The organism is Enterobacter cloacae complex sp. GYL001, assembly GCF_049237125.1.
Lineage (GTDB): Bacteria > Pseudomonadota > Gammaproteobacteria > Enterobacterales > Enterobacteriaceae > Enterobacter > Enterobacter hormaechei_C.
Genome location: NZ_JBMKGW010000001.1, coordinates 482,253 through 497,723 on the forward strand (window position 1 = coordinate 482,253; position 15,471 = coordinate 497,723).

Here is a 15,471-nt window from a genome sequence, read left to right on the forward strand (position 1 = left end):
ATTGCATGGTTATTCCACTAAATGATTTATCCTCAGGATGAATGCAGAAAAATGCATAAGAAGCGAACCGATAAGTAAACGATTGCGTTTTACGTGGCTTTTTTTGCCACAGGTCAATTCCCTTTCCGGGCGGGATCGCACATAATCCCCTCCCGGTTTGCACACCGGGAATCCAGGAGAGTTCATGTACTACCCCTTCGTTCGTAAAGCCCTTTTCCAGCTCGATCCTGAGCGCGCTCATGAATTAACATTTCAGCAGTTACGCCGTATTACAGGAACGCCTCTGGCCGCGCTGGTGCGTCAAAACGTGCCGGAAAAACCAGTTCAGTGCATGGGCCTGACTTTCAAAAATCCACTGGGCCTGGCGGCCGGTCTGGACAAAAATGGCGAATGCATTGATGCACTCGGTGCGATGGGCTTTGGCTCGATCGAAATCGGGACGGTGACGCCGCGTCCGCAGCCGGGAAATGACAAGCCACGTCTGTTTCGCCTGGTTGAAGCCGAGGGGCTGATCAACCGCATGGGCTTTAATAACCTTGGCGTCGATCATCTGGTTGAGAACGTTAAGAAAGCCCATTTTGATGGCGTGCTGGGTATTAATATTGGCAAAAATAAAGACACGCCGGTCGAGCAGGGTAAAGATGACTATCTGATTTGTATGGAAAAAGTCTATGCCTATGCCGGTTATATTGCGGTGAATATATCTTCGCCTAACACCCCAGGACTGCGTTCATTACAATATGGCGAAGCGCTCGACGATCTTCTTAGCGCCATTAAAAATAAACAAACGGCGCTACAGGCGATCCACCATAAATATGTTCCGGTCGCGGTTAAGATCGCCCCGGATCTTTCGGCAGAAGAATTGATCCAGGTTGCCGACAGTTTAGTTCGCCATAATATTGATGGTGTGATTGCAACCAATACAACACTCGATCGCTCTCTCGTTCAGGGAATGAAAAACTGTGACGAAGCGGGTGGATTAAGTGGCCGTCCGGTACAATTAAAAAGCACCGAAATTATTCGCGCACTCTCCGCAGAATTAAAAGGTCAGCTGCCGATTATTGGCGTGGGTGGCATTGACTCTGTCATCGCTGCACGTGAGAAGATGGCGGCAGGTGCATCGCTGGTGCAAATTTATTCCGGCTTTATTTTTAAAGGGCCGCCGCTGATTAAAGAAATCGTCACGCATATCTAATCTTTTCTCTTAATCAGACAACCAGGGCTTTATTTCCAGCCCTGGTTGTTTTATATTCCGTCATTGTTGCTTATTTAAACATTATAGTCTTTTATTACTAGTGTTATAAGCGAAGCGGCAAACAGGACATTTTTAGTACAGGACGTTTAGGGGACGGGAGAGAAACATGCGAATTAAACCTGACGATAACTGGCGCTGGTATTTTTGTGACGAGCATGACCGTATGATGCTCGACTTAGCCAATGGCATGTTGTTTCGCTCTCGTTTTGCGCGCCGAATGTTAACGCCAGACGCGTTTGCTCCCTCAGGCTTTTGCGTTGACGACGCTGCACTCTATTTCTCTTTTGAAGAAAAATGCCGCGAGTTCGATCTCTCCAAAGAACAGCGCGCTGAACTGGTACTAAATGCGCTGGTGGCGATCCGTTTCCTGAAACCGCAAATGCCGAAAAGCTGGCATTTTCTCGCCCACGGCATGTGCTGGACCCCGGCTATCGGCGATGCGGCGAGCGTCAATCTGAGCGATACCGAAGAAGAGGTGAATTTGCTGGTGGTTGAACCCGGTGAAAACGCTGCGCTCTGTTTGCTGGCCCAACCCGGCGTGACCATTGCCGGGCGAGTTATGCAGTTAGGTGATGCCATCAAAGTGATGAATGACAGGCTGAAGCCACAGCTGCGCGTTGATTCCTTCAGCCTTGAACAGGCAGTTTAAGCTTCCAGCTGTACGGATGTTTTCGGGACACAGCTACAGCACAGGATCGTGCCGTCACTGCCAATCGCAGATTTCTTCAGGGCACTTACTTCACCATCGACCAGTTTAATGCGACAGCATCCGCAAATCCCCGCGCGACAGGAATACGGTACGCGGATACCTGCCTGCTCCAGCTGTTCCAGTAGCACCTGCTGATTGTTACCACGGATAACTTTGCCTTCCCAGTGAATATCCACCGCGGAAGCGACGTTGGTGACAACGTCAACCATCTCTTCTTCCTGACCTGCGCCGTACACCCTGGCAGGCCCGCGGGTGAGAATTTCGACCTCGTCGCCCACGCGGATCACGCCGCTGGAGCGGGGGATCAGGTTCTGGCCGAAGTCGACATCGCCGTTATCCTGCGCGGTACGAAATGACTGCAAGGTTTTCAGCGGTTCGCCGGAAGGGTGTTTCTGACCTTTCTCCGGGCTGACGGTGGTAAAAATACAGCGGCTGCACGGCTTCACGACATCAAAAATAACGCTGCCGATGCGGATCACTTTCCAGGTATCTTCATCCCAGGCATTCGCTCCGGTCACCACCAGATTCGGGCGAAATTGCTCCATCTGCACGCTGGCTTTGCAACGGTTTTGTAAATCACGCAGCGAGGCCTCGCTGGTCAGAAGGAAGGGAAAACCATCCGCGAAGGAGAGAGGAACCGCATCGTGGCGCTTCACGCGACGGGTCAGCGCAGGCCCAACCCAGCGCAGCTGAACGTCACGGGAGAAAAAGCCGCTCAGCCACTGGTTAATGTTATCCGGCGCGATACGCGCGGTAAAATGATTGCCCCACACTTCCGTTGGCGCATCAAGCGGCGCAAAATCAGCAAAGCGGATCACGACGCTTGAACCGTCCGGCGCAGTCAAATGCAGCCCGTCATGAAGCGGGGAAGGGGTAAAGCGAACCATCTGCGGGAACTGACGTGCGGTGATAAACGTACCGTCAGGCTCGGTGACCATAAAAATACGATCGAAGGCGAATCCGCTCATATCGGCCAGCGCGTGAGAGACGCCGATGCCGCGCATGGATTTCACCGGATGAATAAAAAGCCTGGATAACGTCGCCACTGCACACTCCCGCTAAAGAAAATAAGCCTTCAACTTTATGACATACACGCCATATTAGCTATAATGCGCGACAATTTTCTATGAGTAAAAGTGACGATATGAATTCTCTGTTTGCCAGTACGGCCCGTGGGCTGGAAGAGCTGTTAAAAACTGAACTGGAAGCCCTGGGCGCGAAAGAGTGCCGGGTGGTTCAGGGTGGTGTCCATTTTGAGGGCGACACGCGGCTTATTTACCAGAGCCTGATGTGGAGCCGTCTGGCGTCGCGCATCATGCTGCCGATGAAAGAGTGCAAGGTCTACAGCGATCTTGATCTCTACACCGGCGTACAGATGATCGACTGGACAGAGATCTTCACCCCGGACGCTACCTTTGCGGTGCATTTCAACGGCGTCAACGATGAGATCCGCAACAGCCAGTATGGTGCCCTGCGCGTTAAGGATGCCATTGTGGACTGCTTCACGCGTCGCAATAAAGAACGTCCGAACGTTGACCGTGACAACCCGGATCTGCGTATCAACGTCTGGCTGAACGGCGATACGGCCAGTATTTCCCTGGATCTGAGTGGCGCAGGCCTGCATCTGCGCGGCTATCGCGATCGCACCGGAATGGCGCCGATCAAAGAAACGCTGGCTGCCGCTATCGTGATGCGCTCCGGATGGCAGCCAGGTACGCCGCTGCTCGATCCGATGTGCGGTTCCGGTACGCTGCTGATTGAAGCCGCGATGCTGGCCACCGACCGTGCGCCAGGGCTGCACCGCGGCCACTGGGGCTTCAAAGGCTGGGCGCAGCACGATGAAGCCATCTGGAAAGAGGTCAAAGACGATGCGCAGACCCGCGCCCGTAAAGGGCTGGCGGAGTACACCTCTCACTTTTACGGTTCGGACAGCGATGCACGGGTGATTGAACGCGCGCGCAGCAACGCCCGTCGTGCCGGTATCGGCGAGCTGGTGACCTTCGAGGTGAAGGACGTGGCGAACCTGACCAATCCGCTGCCAAAAGGCCCGTACGGTACGGTGATCAGCAACCCGCCGTATGGTGAGCGTCTGGACAGCGAGCCGGCGCTGATTGCACTGCACAGCCTGCTGGGCCGCAACATGAAAGCGCATTTCGGCGGCTGGAACCTCTCCCTGTTTAGCGCCTCGCCGGAGCTGCTGAGCTGCCTGCAATTGCGTGCCGATCGCCAGTTCAAAGCGAAAAACGGCCCGCTGGACTGCGTGCAGAAAAACTACCATCTGGCAGAGGTAGCGGCGGATAGCAAACCGTCAGGCGTGGCGGAAGATTACGCCAACCGCCTGCGCAAAAACCTGAAGAAATTTGAGAAGTGGGCGAAGCAAGAAGGCATCGAATGTTATCGCCTGTACGACGCTGACCTGCCCGAGTACAACGTGGCGGTTGACCGCTATGCGGACTGGGTGGTGGTTCAGGAATACGCCCCGCCGAAAACTATCGATGCGCAAAAAGCGCGTCAGCGTATGCTGGATGTGATTGCGGCCACCATCGCCGTACTCGGCATTTCGCCAAACAAGCTGGTGCTGAAAACCCGTGAGCGTCAGAAAGGCAAAAACCAGTATCAGAAGATGGGCGAGAAAGGCGACTTCCTCGAAGTGGGCGAATATAACGCGCGCCTGTGGGTTAACCTGACCGACTACCTTGATACCGGCCTGTTCCTCGATCACCGTATCGCCCGCCGCATGCTGGGCCAGATGAGCAAGGGGAAAGACTTCCTGAACCTGTTCTCCTATACCGGCAGCGCCAGCGTTCATGCGGGGCTTGGCGGCGCGCGTAGCACCACCACGGTAGATATGTCCCGGACTTATCTGGAGTGGGCAGAGCGCAACCTGCGTCTTAACGGCTTAACCGGCCGTCAGCATCGCCTGTTACAGGCCGACGTGCTGGGCTGGCTGCGCGATACCGACGAGCAGTTTGACCTGATCTTTATCGATCCGCCGACCTTCTCTAACTCCAAGCGTATGGAGGATAGCTTTGATGTTCAACGCGATCACCTGCGCCTGATGACCGACCTGAAGCGTCTGCTGCGTAAAGGCGGCACCATTATGTTCTCGAATAACAAGCGCGGATTCCGCATGGATCACGACGGCCTGGCCGAACTGGGACTGAAAGCACAAGAAATCAGCCAAAAAACGCTGTCTCAGGACTTTGCCCGTAACCGTCAAATCCACAACTGCTGGCTGATCTCCGCGGTCTGAAAGGAAAAATAAATGTCTTTAATTAGTATGCACGGCGCGTGGCTCTCTTTCAGCGACTCACCGCTTCTCGATAATGCAGAGCTGCATATCGAAGATAACGAGCGCGTCTGTCTGGTGGGCCGTAACGGCGCAGGTAAATCGACGCTGATGAAAATCCTCAACCGTGAGCAGGGGCTGGATGACGGCCGTATTGTTTACGAGCAGGATCTGATCGTCTCTCGTCTGCAACAGGATCCGCCGCGTAACGTCACCGGCAGCGTGTACGATTTTGTGGCCGAAGGGATTTCAGAGCAGGCGGAATACCTCAAGCGTTACCACGAGATTTCGCATCTGGTGATGACGGACCCGAGCGACAAGAATCTCAACGAGCTGGCAAAAGTGCAGGAGATGCTCGATCACCACGGCCTGTGGCAGCTGGAAAACCGCATTAACGAAGTGCTGGCCCAGCTTGGCCTGGAAGCGGATATGGAGCTGTCGGCGCTCTCCGGTGGCTGGCTGCGTAAAGCGGCGCTGGGTCGTGCCCTGGTGAGCGGGCCTAAGGTGCTGCTGCTGGACGAACCGACGAACCACCTGGATATCGAAGCGATTGACTGGCTGGAAGGGTTCCTGAAAACCTTTAACGGCACCATTATCTTCATCTCCCACGACCGTTCGTTCATCCGCAACATGGCCACGCGCATTGTCGATCTTGATCGCGGCAAGCTGGTGACCTATCCGGGCGATTACGATACCTATCTGCAGGAGAAAGAAGAAAACCTGCGCGTGGAAGAGCTGCAAAATGCCGAGTTCGACCGCAAGCTGGCCCAGGAAGAGGTATGGATCCGTCAGGGCATTAAAGCGCGTCGTACCCGTAACGAAGGCCGCGTTCGCGCCCTGAAGGCGATGCGCCGCGAACGTAGCGAACGCCGCGAAGTCATGGGTAGCGCCAAAATGCAGGTGGAAGAGGCGTCCCGCTCGGGCAAGATTGTCTTCGAAATGGAGAACGTGAATTATTCGGTTGACGGCAAAGTGCTGGTGAACGATTTCTCCGCTCAGGTTCAGCGCGGCGACAAAATTGCGCTGATCGGCCCGAACGGGTGCGGTAAAACCACACTGCTGAAACTGATGCTCGGTCAGCTCCAGGCCGACAGCGGTCGTATCCACTGCGGTACCAAACTGGAAGTGGCGTACTTCGACCAGCACCGCGCCGAGCTGGATCCAGACCGTACGGTGATGGATAACCTCGCCGAGGGTAAACAGGAGGTCATGGTTAATGGCAAGCCGCGTCACGTGCTGGGCTACCTTCAGGACTTCCTGTTCCACCCGAAACGCGCTATGACGCCGGTGCGCGCGCTGTCCGGGGGAGAACGTAACCGTCTTTTGCTGGCGCGTCTGTTCCTGAAACCCAGTAACTTATTGATTCTCGATGAACCGACTAACGATCTGGATGTCGAAACGCTGGAACTGCTGGAAGAGTTGATTGATGGTTATCAGGGAACCGTAATGCTGGTCAGCCACGATCGTCAGTTTGTCGATAACACCGTGACCGAGTGCTGGATCTTCGAAGGCAAAGGGCGCATCGGGCAATATGTGGGCGGCTATCATGACGCGCGTGGACAGCAATCGCAGTCGCTGGCGCAAAAACAGGCGAAGACCAAAAATGTCGCTGAACCTGTTGTTGCAAAGGCAGAAACTGTCAAAAAGTCTCCTGCTAAAATGAGTTATAACTTGCAGCGCGAGCTGGAAGGGCTGCCGCAGCGTCTGGAAGAGCTGGAGGCTGCACTGGAAGCACTGCAAATCCAGGTCGCTGATGCGTCATTCTTTACGCAGCCTCACGACTATACTCAGAAAGTATTGGCTGAACTCTCCCAGGCTGAACAGGCGCTGGAAGAGGCATTTGAGCGCTGGGAGTACCTTGAGTCTCTGAAAAACGGCGCATAAACAGGGATAATCTATGTGTGACCAGCACCATGCCGATCGGCATATATTATGCTCGCAATGCGATATGCTCGTGGCGTTGCCAGAGCTTGGTCACGGACATAAGGCTGCCTGCCCGCGCTGCGGCGCTACGCTGACGACCGAGTGGGACGCGCCAAGGCAGCGTCCTACGGCTTATGCGCTGGCAGCCTTATTCATGTTACTGCTCTCCAATCTCTTCCCTTTCATCTATATGAAAGTGGGCGGGATGACCAGCCAGGTGGATTTACTGGAAATACCAGGCGTGATGTTCTCGGAAGATTACGCCAGCCTTGGCACCTTCTTTCTTCTTTTCGTGCAGATCGTCCCGGCTTTTTGCCTGGTCGTCATTCTGCTGCTGGTCAACCGCGTCAGGATGCCCACTGTCCTTAAAATCAAACTCGCGCGGATCCTGTTCCAGTTGAAAAGCTGGGGGATGGCGGAAATTTTTCTCGCGGGTATCCTGGTCAGCTTCGTGAAGCTGATGGCCTACGGCGATGTGGGGATTGGCAGCAGCTTTATTCCGTGGTGTCTGTACTGCGTGCTACAACTGCGCGCGTTCCAGTGCGTGGACCGACGCTGGGCCTGGGACGATATTGCCCCGGCGCCGACGCTCTTGCAGACGGTAAAGGTGGGCGTACCGGGTATCCGTCAGGGGCTTCGCTCCTGCTCGTGCTGCACCGCCGTGCTGCCCGCGGATGTCGAGGTGTGTCCACGCTGTGAAACAAAAGGTCACGTCCGGCGTAAAAATAGCCTGCAATGGACCATGGCGCTGCTGGTGACCTCTGTCATGCTCTATCTGCCCGCCAATATCTTGCCGATCATGATCACCGATCTGCTCGGCGACAGAATGCCCTCGACCATACTGGCCGGGGTGATTTTGCTGTGGAGCGAGGGGTCTTACCCTGTGGCAGGCGTCATATTCCTCGCCAGTATTATGGTTCCGACCTTAAAGATGATTGCCATTGCCTGGCTTTGCTGGGATGCAAAAGGGCACGGTAAGCGAGACAGCGAGCGTATGCATCTGATTTATGAGGTCGTGGAATTTGTTGGCCGCTGGTCGATGATTGACGTGTTCGTGATTGCAGTTCTCTCAGCGCTGGTGCGTATGGGGGGGCTGATGAGTATTTATCCCGCTATGGGGGCGCTGATGTTTGCGTTGGTCGTCATTATGACCATGTTTGCGGCCATGACCTTCGACCCTCGTTTATCGTGGGATCGTGAGCCCGATTCAAGCCATGAGGAAGAGTAAGAGCATGGAAAATAAGAGTGGAGAGGCTAAAGTGCAGAAGGTCAGAAACTGGTCGCCGGTGTGGATTTTCCCCATCGTGACCGCGCTGATCGGTGCATGGATCCTGTTTTATCATTACAGCCATCAGGGACCGGAAGTCACGCTAATTACCACCAATGCAGAGGGGATTGAGGGCGGAAAAACCACCATCAAGAGCCGCAGCGTGGATGTGGGTGTCGTGGAAAGCGCGACCCTGACGGATGATTTAACCCATGTTGAAATCAAGGCCCGCCTGAATGCCGGCATGGAAAAACTGCTCCATGAAGATTCTGTTTTTTGGGTAGTGAAACCGCAGGTCGGGAGAGAAGGGATCAGCGGCTTAGGGACGCTATTGTCCGGGGCTTATATTGAACTCCAGCCCGGCAACAAAGGCGCCCAGCCAGCAAACTATCAGCTGCTGGATTCACCGCCGCTTGCGCCACCGGATGCAAAAGGGATCCGCGTTATTCTGGACAGCAAAAAAGCGGGCCAGCTCTCGCCGGGCGATCCGGTGCTGTTCCGTGGATATCGCGTCGGTTCGGTTGAAACAAGCACCTTCGATCCGCAAAAACGGACCATCAGCTATCAGCTTTTTATCAATGCGCCTAATGACCGCCTGGTGACCAGCAACGTTCGCTTCTGGAAAGACAGCGGGATCGCGGTGGATCTGACCTCTGCGGGGATGCGCGTTGAGATGGGTTCACTCACCACGCTGTTTGGTGGGGGCGTCAGTTTTGATGTGCCGGAAGGTATAGATCTGGGACAACCGGTGGCGGAGAAAACCGCCTTCAGGCTGTTTGACGATCAAAAAAGCATTCAGGATGCGCTCTATACCGATCACATCGACTACCTGATGTTCTTTAAGGACTCTGTACGCGGCTTGCAGCCTGGGGCGCCAGTTGAGTTCCGCGGTATCCGTCTGGGGACCGTGGGACAAGTGCCTTACTTTGTTCCGGGACTCAAGCAGATGCTTGATGATGATTATCGTATTCCGGTGCTGATCCGCATTGAGCCTGAGCGTTTGATTAACCAGATAGGCGAGGACCAGGATATTGGGGAGCATATCAGCGATCTGATGAATCGCGGTCTGCGTGGCTCGCTGAAAACTGGCAACCTGGTCACAGGGGCGTTATATGTCGATATGGACTTCTATCCAAAAGCGCCACCAATGACGGGGATCCGTGAATTTGGCGGCTACAAAATCATTCCTACGGTCAGCAGTGGCCTGGCGCAGATCCAACAGCGCCTGATGGAAACACTGGATAAGATCAACAATCTGCCGCTGAATCCAATGCTTGAGGCCGCGACGGGATCACTGCATCAGAGCCAGGCGACGATGCAACGTCTGCAAACCACGCTGGATAATATCAACAAGATCACCGCCAACCAGTCCATGCAGCAGCTGCCGCAGGATATGCAGAAAACGTTGCGCGAACTGAATCGCAGTATGCAGGGCTTCCAGCCGGGCTCAGCGGCTTACAACAAGATGGTGGCGGATATGCAACGTCTTGATCAGGTTTTACGCGAGCTACAGCCCGTTCTGAAAACGCTCAATGAAAAGAGCAACGCGCTGGTGTTTGAAGCGAAAGACAAAAAGGATCCTGAGCCTAAGAGGGCGAAACAATGAAAAAATGGCTAATCATCGCAGGCGCACTGGTATTAACGGCCTGTAGCTCTGGAAGCGATAACAAAAGCTACTACCAGTTGCCGTTAAGCGCGCAATCCGGTGCGCAGAGTAGCAGCTCGCAGGGCAGCCGTCTGCTGTGGGTTGAACAGGTTGCCGTGCCAGATTATCTGGCGGGCAACGGGGTGGTCTACCAGACCAGCGATGTGCAGTACGTTATTGCCAACAATAACCTGTGGGCCAGCCCGCTGGATCAGCAGCTACGCAATACGCTGGTGGCGAATCTGAGCAGCCAGCTTCCTGGTTGGGTAGTCGCCTCGCAGCCTCTGGGAAGCGATCAGGACACTCTGAATGTTAACGTGACGGGATTCCATGGCCGCTATGATGGTGCGGTTGTTATCAGCGGGGAGTGGCTCTTGAATCATCAGGGCCAGTTGATTAAGCGTCCTTTCCATCTGGAACTGAAGCAGCAGAAAGATGGCTATGACGAAATGGTGAAAGTGCTTGCGCAGGGGTGGGCACAGGAGTCGGCTGCTATCGCAAGAGAGATTTCCCGGCTGCCATAAGTAAAATTCATCGACGAAAGCCGCACTCAGCTTCTTGCTGATTGCGGCTTTTTTTTCGTTTTATGTTCAGTTTGTTACTTGTCCCGCGTCACATTTTTTGTACAAACGATCTTCCATGTAGCTCACAAATATGACACCCGTATGAATTTTGAACGTTGACGCTGACGCCGATTCGGGGTATTCGTTAACTGTGCTTGCACATATTGCAATCACTGTTTTCTTTCCACCAGACAAAAGAATGAGGGAAACGAGGCATGAAGAGACAGAAACGAGATCGCCTGGAAAGGGCTCATCAACGTGGTTATCAGGCTGGCATCGCCGGACGTTCAAAAGAAATGTGTCCCTATCAGGCCCTGAATCAAAGGTCCCAATGGCTAGGGGGCTGGCGAGAAGCCATCGGAGACAGGGCAGTACTTGCTTGATACCGTCTCTTTAAAAAGAAACCTCCGCAATGCGGAGGTTTCGCCTTTCTGGAAGGGGCTAAATGCCGTTATCAGAAAGCGGAGGTATCCTGGAACAGACCCACTTTCAGGTCGTTCGCGGTATAGATAAGACGACCATCTACCAGCACTTCACCGTCCGCCAGGCCCATAATCAGGCGGCGGTTAACGATGCGTTTGAAATGGATACGGTAGGTGACCTTCTTCGCGGTAGGCAGAACCTGACCGGTGAATTTCACTTCGCCTACGCCCAGCGCACGGCCTTTACCTTCACCGCCAAGCCAGCCCAGATAGAAGCCAACCAGCTGCCACATGGCATCGAGGCCCAGGCAGCCAGGCATTACCGGATCGCCAATAAAGTGGCAACCGAAGAACCACAGGTCCGGGTTGATATCGAGTTCTGCTTCTACGTAACCCTTATCAAAGTTGCCGCCGGTTTCGGTCATTTTCACGACACGGTCCATCATCAGCATATTTGGGGCCGGTAACTGCGGGCCTTTCGCACCAAACAGTTCACCGCGACCAGAGGCAAGAAGGTCTTCTTTAGTATAGGATTCGCGTTTATCTACCATGTTCTCAGTAAGCCTTATTTTAGTGAAGGACGCAGGATAGCTAACACGTGTACGCTGAACAAGTCCGATCAGTTAGCACTAAACCAACTTAACCAGCGTAACGGCCACGGATAACGATGACGAGCATCCTGCTGTGTCGCCTGAGCTATACGTTCCTGAATGGTCTGCATCAGGGTTGTCTGGCCTTCGCCGTCCCAGACCAGGTTTGTCAGTAAGGGTAGTGCATCCTCAACCCCTTCGATGGCCCAGACGGCGAATTGTTCCTGCTCTACCGCATCCAGAATCGCCTGGCTCAGGCTCAAATGGCGAGCGTTAGGCGCCGGAATAATCACGCCCTGTTTGCCGTTTAAACCGCGCTGCTGGCAGATAGCGAAGAAGCCTTCGATTTTCTCATTCAGTCCACCCACCGGTTGAGCACGACCAAACTGATCCACGGAACCGGTAATCGCAATATTCTGATTAATCGGTACGTCTGCAAGCGCGCTGATCACGGCGCACAGCTCTGCCATCGAGGCGCTGTCGCCGTCGACTTCACTGTAGGACTGCTCAAAGGTCAACGAGGCAGAGAAGGGGATCTGCTGCTCCAGCTGAAGTTCAGACATCAGGAATGCCTGCATGATCATCATGCCTTTGGCATGAATGTTTCCGCCCAGTTCGGCCTTGCGTTCGATATCGGTAAATTCGCCGTCACCAATGTGCACGACACAGCTGATACGGGAAGGCTCGCCAAAGGCGCGCGGGTGTCCGGGGAACTCGATGACGGACAAGGCGTTGATTTGCCCGATACGTTCGCCTTCGGTCTCCACCAGAATCTGTTCCAGCAGAATTTCATCCTGCATACGGTCAGCAAGATAACCTTCACGCCATTCACGCTGGGCCAGCATCTGGCTAAGCTGCTCACCAGTAAACGGACCGTTGCCGCTGATAACGCCCACTTCACGCAGCTGTTTACCGATCCAGAGCGGGCAGAGCGGCAGGGTTTCCTGATCGCCAGTGTAGCGTACGGCCTCGCGGATTAAGCCCGGCCACGCATCCTCGGCAGGCGAGGGCAGCGCGAAACGTTCCGCCACGGCCATAACCCACTGACACCACTGCGCCATGTCATCGGCATCGGCGATCTGAATATTGTCTTCAAATTCACTGTAAACCGCCTGCTCCGCGAGTTCTGGCTCCATTTCCTGGAAATCAGCCAGAGATTCACGGTCACCCGTCAGCACGACGGTCAGCGACAGCGGCATAGACGGAATGGAAACAGGCAGCGGACGTGAATCGTCGTAGCCTATCCAGTCAAAACGTTGCTGCATCACCACCGTTTTCAGGCGCATCCACAGCAGAGGCTGTGCGAGCAGGGTGCGAAGGGAGATGAGCAACACACCACCGTTCGCGCGGTGTACCAGACCGGGTTGCAGTGACACATCGCCATTGAACTGACGAAGGCAGCCGAACAGCTGTTCTGCTTCCACCCAGTTGGCGGTGATCACTTCGCCTTTTGCAGCGAATTGTCCGTCTGCCTGCGTGGCAGGTTCGAAGGTCACGTCACGTCCGGCAATATGATACTGACCACCAAAAACGGCATTCGTTTTTGGATGCAACTGGCGCATGGCATCACCGAGAAGCGTCAGATACTCGGCTTCTTCCGGGGCTTTGAGCAGCATGAAAGGAGATGTAGCCCATGGGGATGACATCTGTTCCAGCGCGTAATGCAAACGCGGTTGTGTATCGCTAAGTATGAATTCGTGTTCTTTTGTGAGGTCTGGCTGTGCAAACAGCTCCTGATAGCTCTCGGTATCCGGAACCAGGTCACGCCATGCAAGTTTCGTAATGGTCAAAGTTGATGTTTTTTAGTCAGAAGTAAAACCGTGGAGTATACCGTAAGCGGCGCACTCTGCCCAATCAGGATTCGGGTTTTCGTCATGCGGATCGCCTGCGGCGTTTCACAGGATATGATTTCTTTTCAGCAGATTGCCAAAAAACTGATATTCTGAACAGAGTTACACGGTAACACTGAGATCGCAATGAAATATCAACAACTGGAAAACCTCGAAAGCGGCTGGAAATGGAAGTACCTGGTCAAAAAGCACCGTGAAGGGGAGCTGATCACCTGCTACATCGAAGCCAGCGCGGCACAAGAAGCTGTGGATATGTTGCTGACCCTCGAAAACGAACCGGTACAGGTCAACGGCTGGATTGAGAAACACATTAATCCGGCCTTGTTAAACCGGATGAAGCAAACTATCCGTGCTCGTCGTAAACGGCATTTCAATGCCGAGCATCAGCACACCCGTAAGAAATCGATCGACCTGGAGTTCATGGTCTGGCAGCGTCTGGCCGGGCTTGCGCAGCGGCGCGGAAAAACCCTGTCGGAAACGGTGGTGCAGCTGATTGAAGATGCCGAGCACAAAGAGAAGTATGCCAGCCAGATGTCGACGCTGAAGAACGATCTACAGGCACTGTTAGGTAAAAAATAAGCTTTTTACTTTTCTTCAGATAATAAAAAACCCCGCATCGCGGGGTTTTTTTATAAGACGATAACTTATGCCGCAGGCTGAGTTACAACGTCTTTGATACCTTTAACTTCGATCTCTACGCGACGATCTGGTGCCAGGCAGTCGATCAGTGCAGCGCGTGGTTTCACGTTGTCACAGGTAGAACCGGTAACTGGGTTAGATTCGCCCATACCACGTGGGGAGATCTTGTTAGCTGGGATACCTTTAGATACCAGGTAATCAACTACAGACTGAGCACGTTTCTCAGACAGACCCTGGTTGTAAGCGTCAGAACCGATACGGTCGGTGAAGCCCAGAACCACTACAGAACCGTCTTTAGGATCCAGGTTGCTCAGCTGGGTGTACAGCTGATCCAGTGCCTGCTGACCTTCTGGTTTCAGGGTAGCTTTGTTGAAGTTGAACAGAACGTCAGACTTCAGAGTGAAGTGCTTGGTCTGTACTTCTGGAGCTGGAGCCGGAGCTGGAGCTACGACTGGCGCATCTTCCTGCTGACCGAAACGGTAAGAAACACCAACGCTCAGCATGCCGTTGTCTGGACGAACGCCAACGGTAGCACCGTCACCGATGTTGTTAACCCACTGGTATTCCAGACGGGTAGCGATGTCACGGGTCATTGCCCACTCAACGCCACCAGCGAATACTGGGGAAACACCAGTGTCGTGGTCGTCACCAGCGATGCTGTTGCTGGAGTCTGCACGCCATACCATGCCGCCCAGACGGGTGTACACGTCCAGATCGTCAGTTACTGGGTAACCCAGTTTAGCGGTCAGCTGTACGCCTTGAGCTTTGAAAGCGCCATTTACGTTGTCGCCTTTGTAAGGCATACGACCTAACCAGTCGTAACCCATTTCAAAGCCAACATACGGGTTAACCTGATAGCCACCGAACGCACCTGCACCCAGCTGGCTCTCGTGAGTAGGGCCATCGTTGTTCAGGCTGCTGTTGTACCAACCGGTGTCATGGAACTGAGACCAGCCCAGTTTACCACCTGCATACCAGGTATTATCTTTCGGAGCGGCCTGCGCTACGGTAGCGAAGCCAGCCAGTGCCACTGCAATCGCGATAGCTGTCTTTTTCATTTTTTGCGCCTCGTTATCATCCAAAATTTGCCATGAATATCTCCATCGGAGGAATCACGGTTAAATCCTTCACCGGGGGGCGTGGTCAAATATAAACCTACCGATATCTTCGGCTTAGGCCGAGCACCCCTGGCGATGTAAAGTCTACAACGTAGCTGAAAACTTACAAGTGTGAAGTCCGTCAGGCATATGAAAAAAAAAGTTCCGTATACCTAATATTTAACAATTTTTGAACGAATTTTGTGCAGTAAAATTAACGAG

General features: G+C 53.9%; 13 protein-coding genes. 9 read left to right on the forward strand and 4 right to left on the reverse strand.

Features of this window, described 5'->3' with window-relative positions; all coding sequences use genetic code 11:
- Positions 1 to 184: 184 nt before the first annotated feature.
- Positions 185 to 1,195 (forward strand): quinone-dependent dihydroorotate dehydrogenase, encoded by a 1,011-nt coding sequence (gene pyrD / locus ACOTWU_RS02210; protein ID WP_017384814.1) that lies wholly within the window; start codon positions 185 to 187, stop codon positions 1,193 to 1,195.
- Positions 1,196 to 1,361: 166 nt separating this feature from the next.
- Entirely contained in the window at positions 1,362 to 1,904 is a 543-nt protein-coding gene (gene zapC / locus ACOTWU_RS02215) for a cell division protein ZapC (protein ID WP_015570906.1), read from the forward strand.
- On the opposite strand, the gene ACOTWU_RS02220 is transcribed toward zapC, so the two are convergent.
- Entirely contained in the window at positions 1,901 to 3,010 is a 1,110-nt protein-coding gene (locus tag ACOTWU_RS02220; protein WP_017384813.1) for a YcbX family protein, read from the reverse strand. The two genes, zapC and ACOTWU_RS02220, sit on opposite strands and share 4 nt — an antisense overlap.
- Positions 3,011 to 3,108: 98 nt before the next feature.
- On the opposite strand from ACOTWU_RS02220, the gene rlmKL reads away from it, so the two are divergent.
- The 6 genes from rlmKL (at position 3,109) to rmf (ending at position 11,034) form a co-directional block, all read left to right on the forward strand.
- A complete protein-coding gene (gene rlmKL, locus ACOTWU_RS02225; RefSeq protein WP_040118285.1) occupies positions 3,109 to 5,217 on the forward strand; it encodes a bifunctional 23S rRNA (guanine(2069)-N(7))-methyltransferase RlmK/23S rRNA (guanine(2445)-N(2))-methyltransferase RlmL in 2,109 nt (702 codons plus the stop codon).
- A gap of 12 nt (positions 5,218 to 5,229) precedes the next feature.
- Positions 5,230 to 7,137 (forward strand): ABC transporter ATP-binding protein, encoded by a 1,908-nt coding sequence (locus ACOTWU_RS02230; protein ID WP_252049314.1) that lies wholly within the window; start codon positions 5,230 to 5,232, stop codon positions 7,135 to 7,137.
- Between the two features lie 13 nt (positions 7,138 to 7,150).
- Positions 7,151 to 8,404, forward strand: a complete 1,254-nt coding sequence (gene pqiA / locus ACOTWU_RS02235) for a membrane integrity-associated transporter subunit PqiA (RefSeq protein ID WP_023296270.1) — start codon at positions 7,151 to 7,153, stop codon at positions 8,402 to 8,404.
- 4 nt (positions 8,405 to 8,408) lie between these two features.
- Positions 8,409 to 10,049: an intermembrane transport protein PqiB gene (gene pqiB / locus ACOTWU_RS02240; protein ID WP_015570901.1), complete on the forward strand. Its 1,641-nt coding sequence runs from the start codon at positions 8,409 to 8,411 to the stop codon at positions 10,047 to 10,049.
- Positions 10,046 to 10,612 carry a membrane integrity-associated transporter subunit PqiC gene (pqiC, locus tag ACOTWU_RS02245; protein ID WP_015570900.1) on the forward strand — a complete coding sequence of 189 codons (567 nt, stop codon included), beginning with the start codon at positions 10,046 to 10,048 and terminating at the stop codon, positions 10,610 to 10,612. Before pqiB ends, pqiC begins: the two co-directional genes overlap by 4 nt.
- 254 nt (positions 10,613 to 10,866) lie before the next feature.
- The gene (rmf, locus tag ACOTWU_RS02250; RefSeq protein WP_003858162.1) at positions 10,867 to 11,034 is read left to right on the forward strand and encodes a ribosome modulation factor; all 168 of its coding nucleotides are present in this window, start codon (positions 10,867 to 10,869) and stop codon (positions 11,032 to 11,034) included.
- 71 nt (positions 11,035 to 11,105) lie between these two features.
- Here the strand turns inward: rmf and fabA are convergent, their stop codons facing one another.
- Together fabA and ACOTWU_RS02260 are read right to left on the reverse strand one after the other, a co-directional pair.
- Entirely contained in the window at positions 11,106 to 11,624 is a 519-nt protein-coding gene (gene fabA, locus ACOTWU_RS02255) for a bifunctional 3-hydroxydecanoyl-ACP dehydratase/trans-2-decenoyl-ACP isomerase (RefSeq protein WP_000227926.1), read from the reverse strand.
- 68 nt (positions 11,625 to 11,692) lie between these two features.
- Positions 11,693 to 13,453, reverse strand: a complete 1,761-nt coding sequence (locus tag ACOTWU_RS02260) for an AAA family ATPase (RefSeq protein ID WP_017384808.1) — start codon at positions 13,451 to 13,453, stop codon at positions 11,693 to 11,695.
- 186 nt (positions 13,454 to 13,639) lie between these two features.
- On the opposite strand from ACOTWU_RS02260, the gene matP reads away from it, so the two are divergent.
- Complete coding sequence (gene matP / locus ACOTWU_RS02265; protein WP_006809347.1) at positions 13,640 to 14,092, forward strand: macrodomain Ter protein MatP; 453 nt, start codon at positions 13,640 to 13,642, stop codon at positions 14,090 to 14,092.
- Between the two features lie 65 nt (positions 14,093 to 14,157).
- Here matP and ompA read toward each other — a convergent pair whose 3' ends face one another.
- On the reverse strand, positions 14,158 to 15,210 hold the full coding sequence (ompA, locus tag ACOTWU_RS02270) for a porin OmpA (protein ID WP_017694761.1): 1,053 nt from the start codon (positions 15,208 to 15,210) through the stop codon (positions 14,158 to 14,160).
- Positions 15,211 to 15,471: the final 261 nt, after the last annotated feature.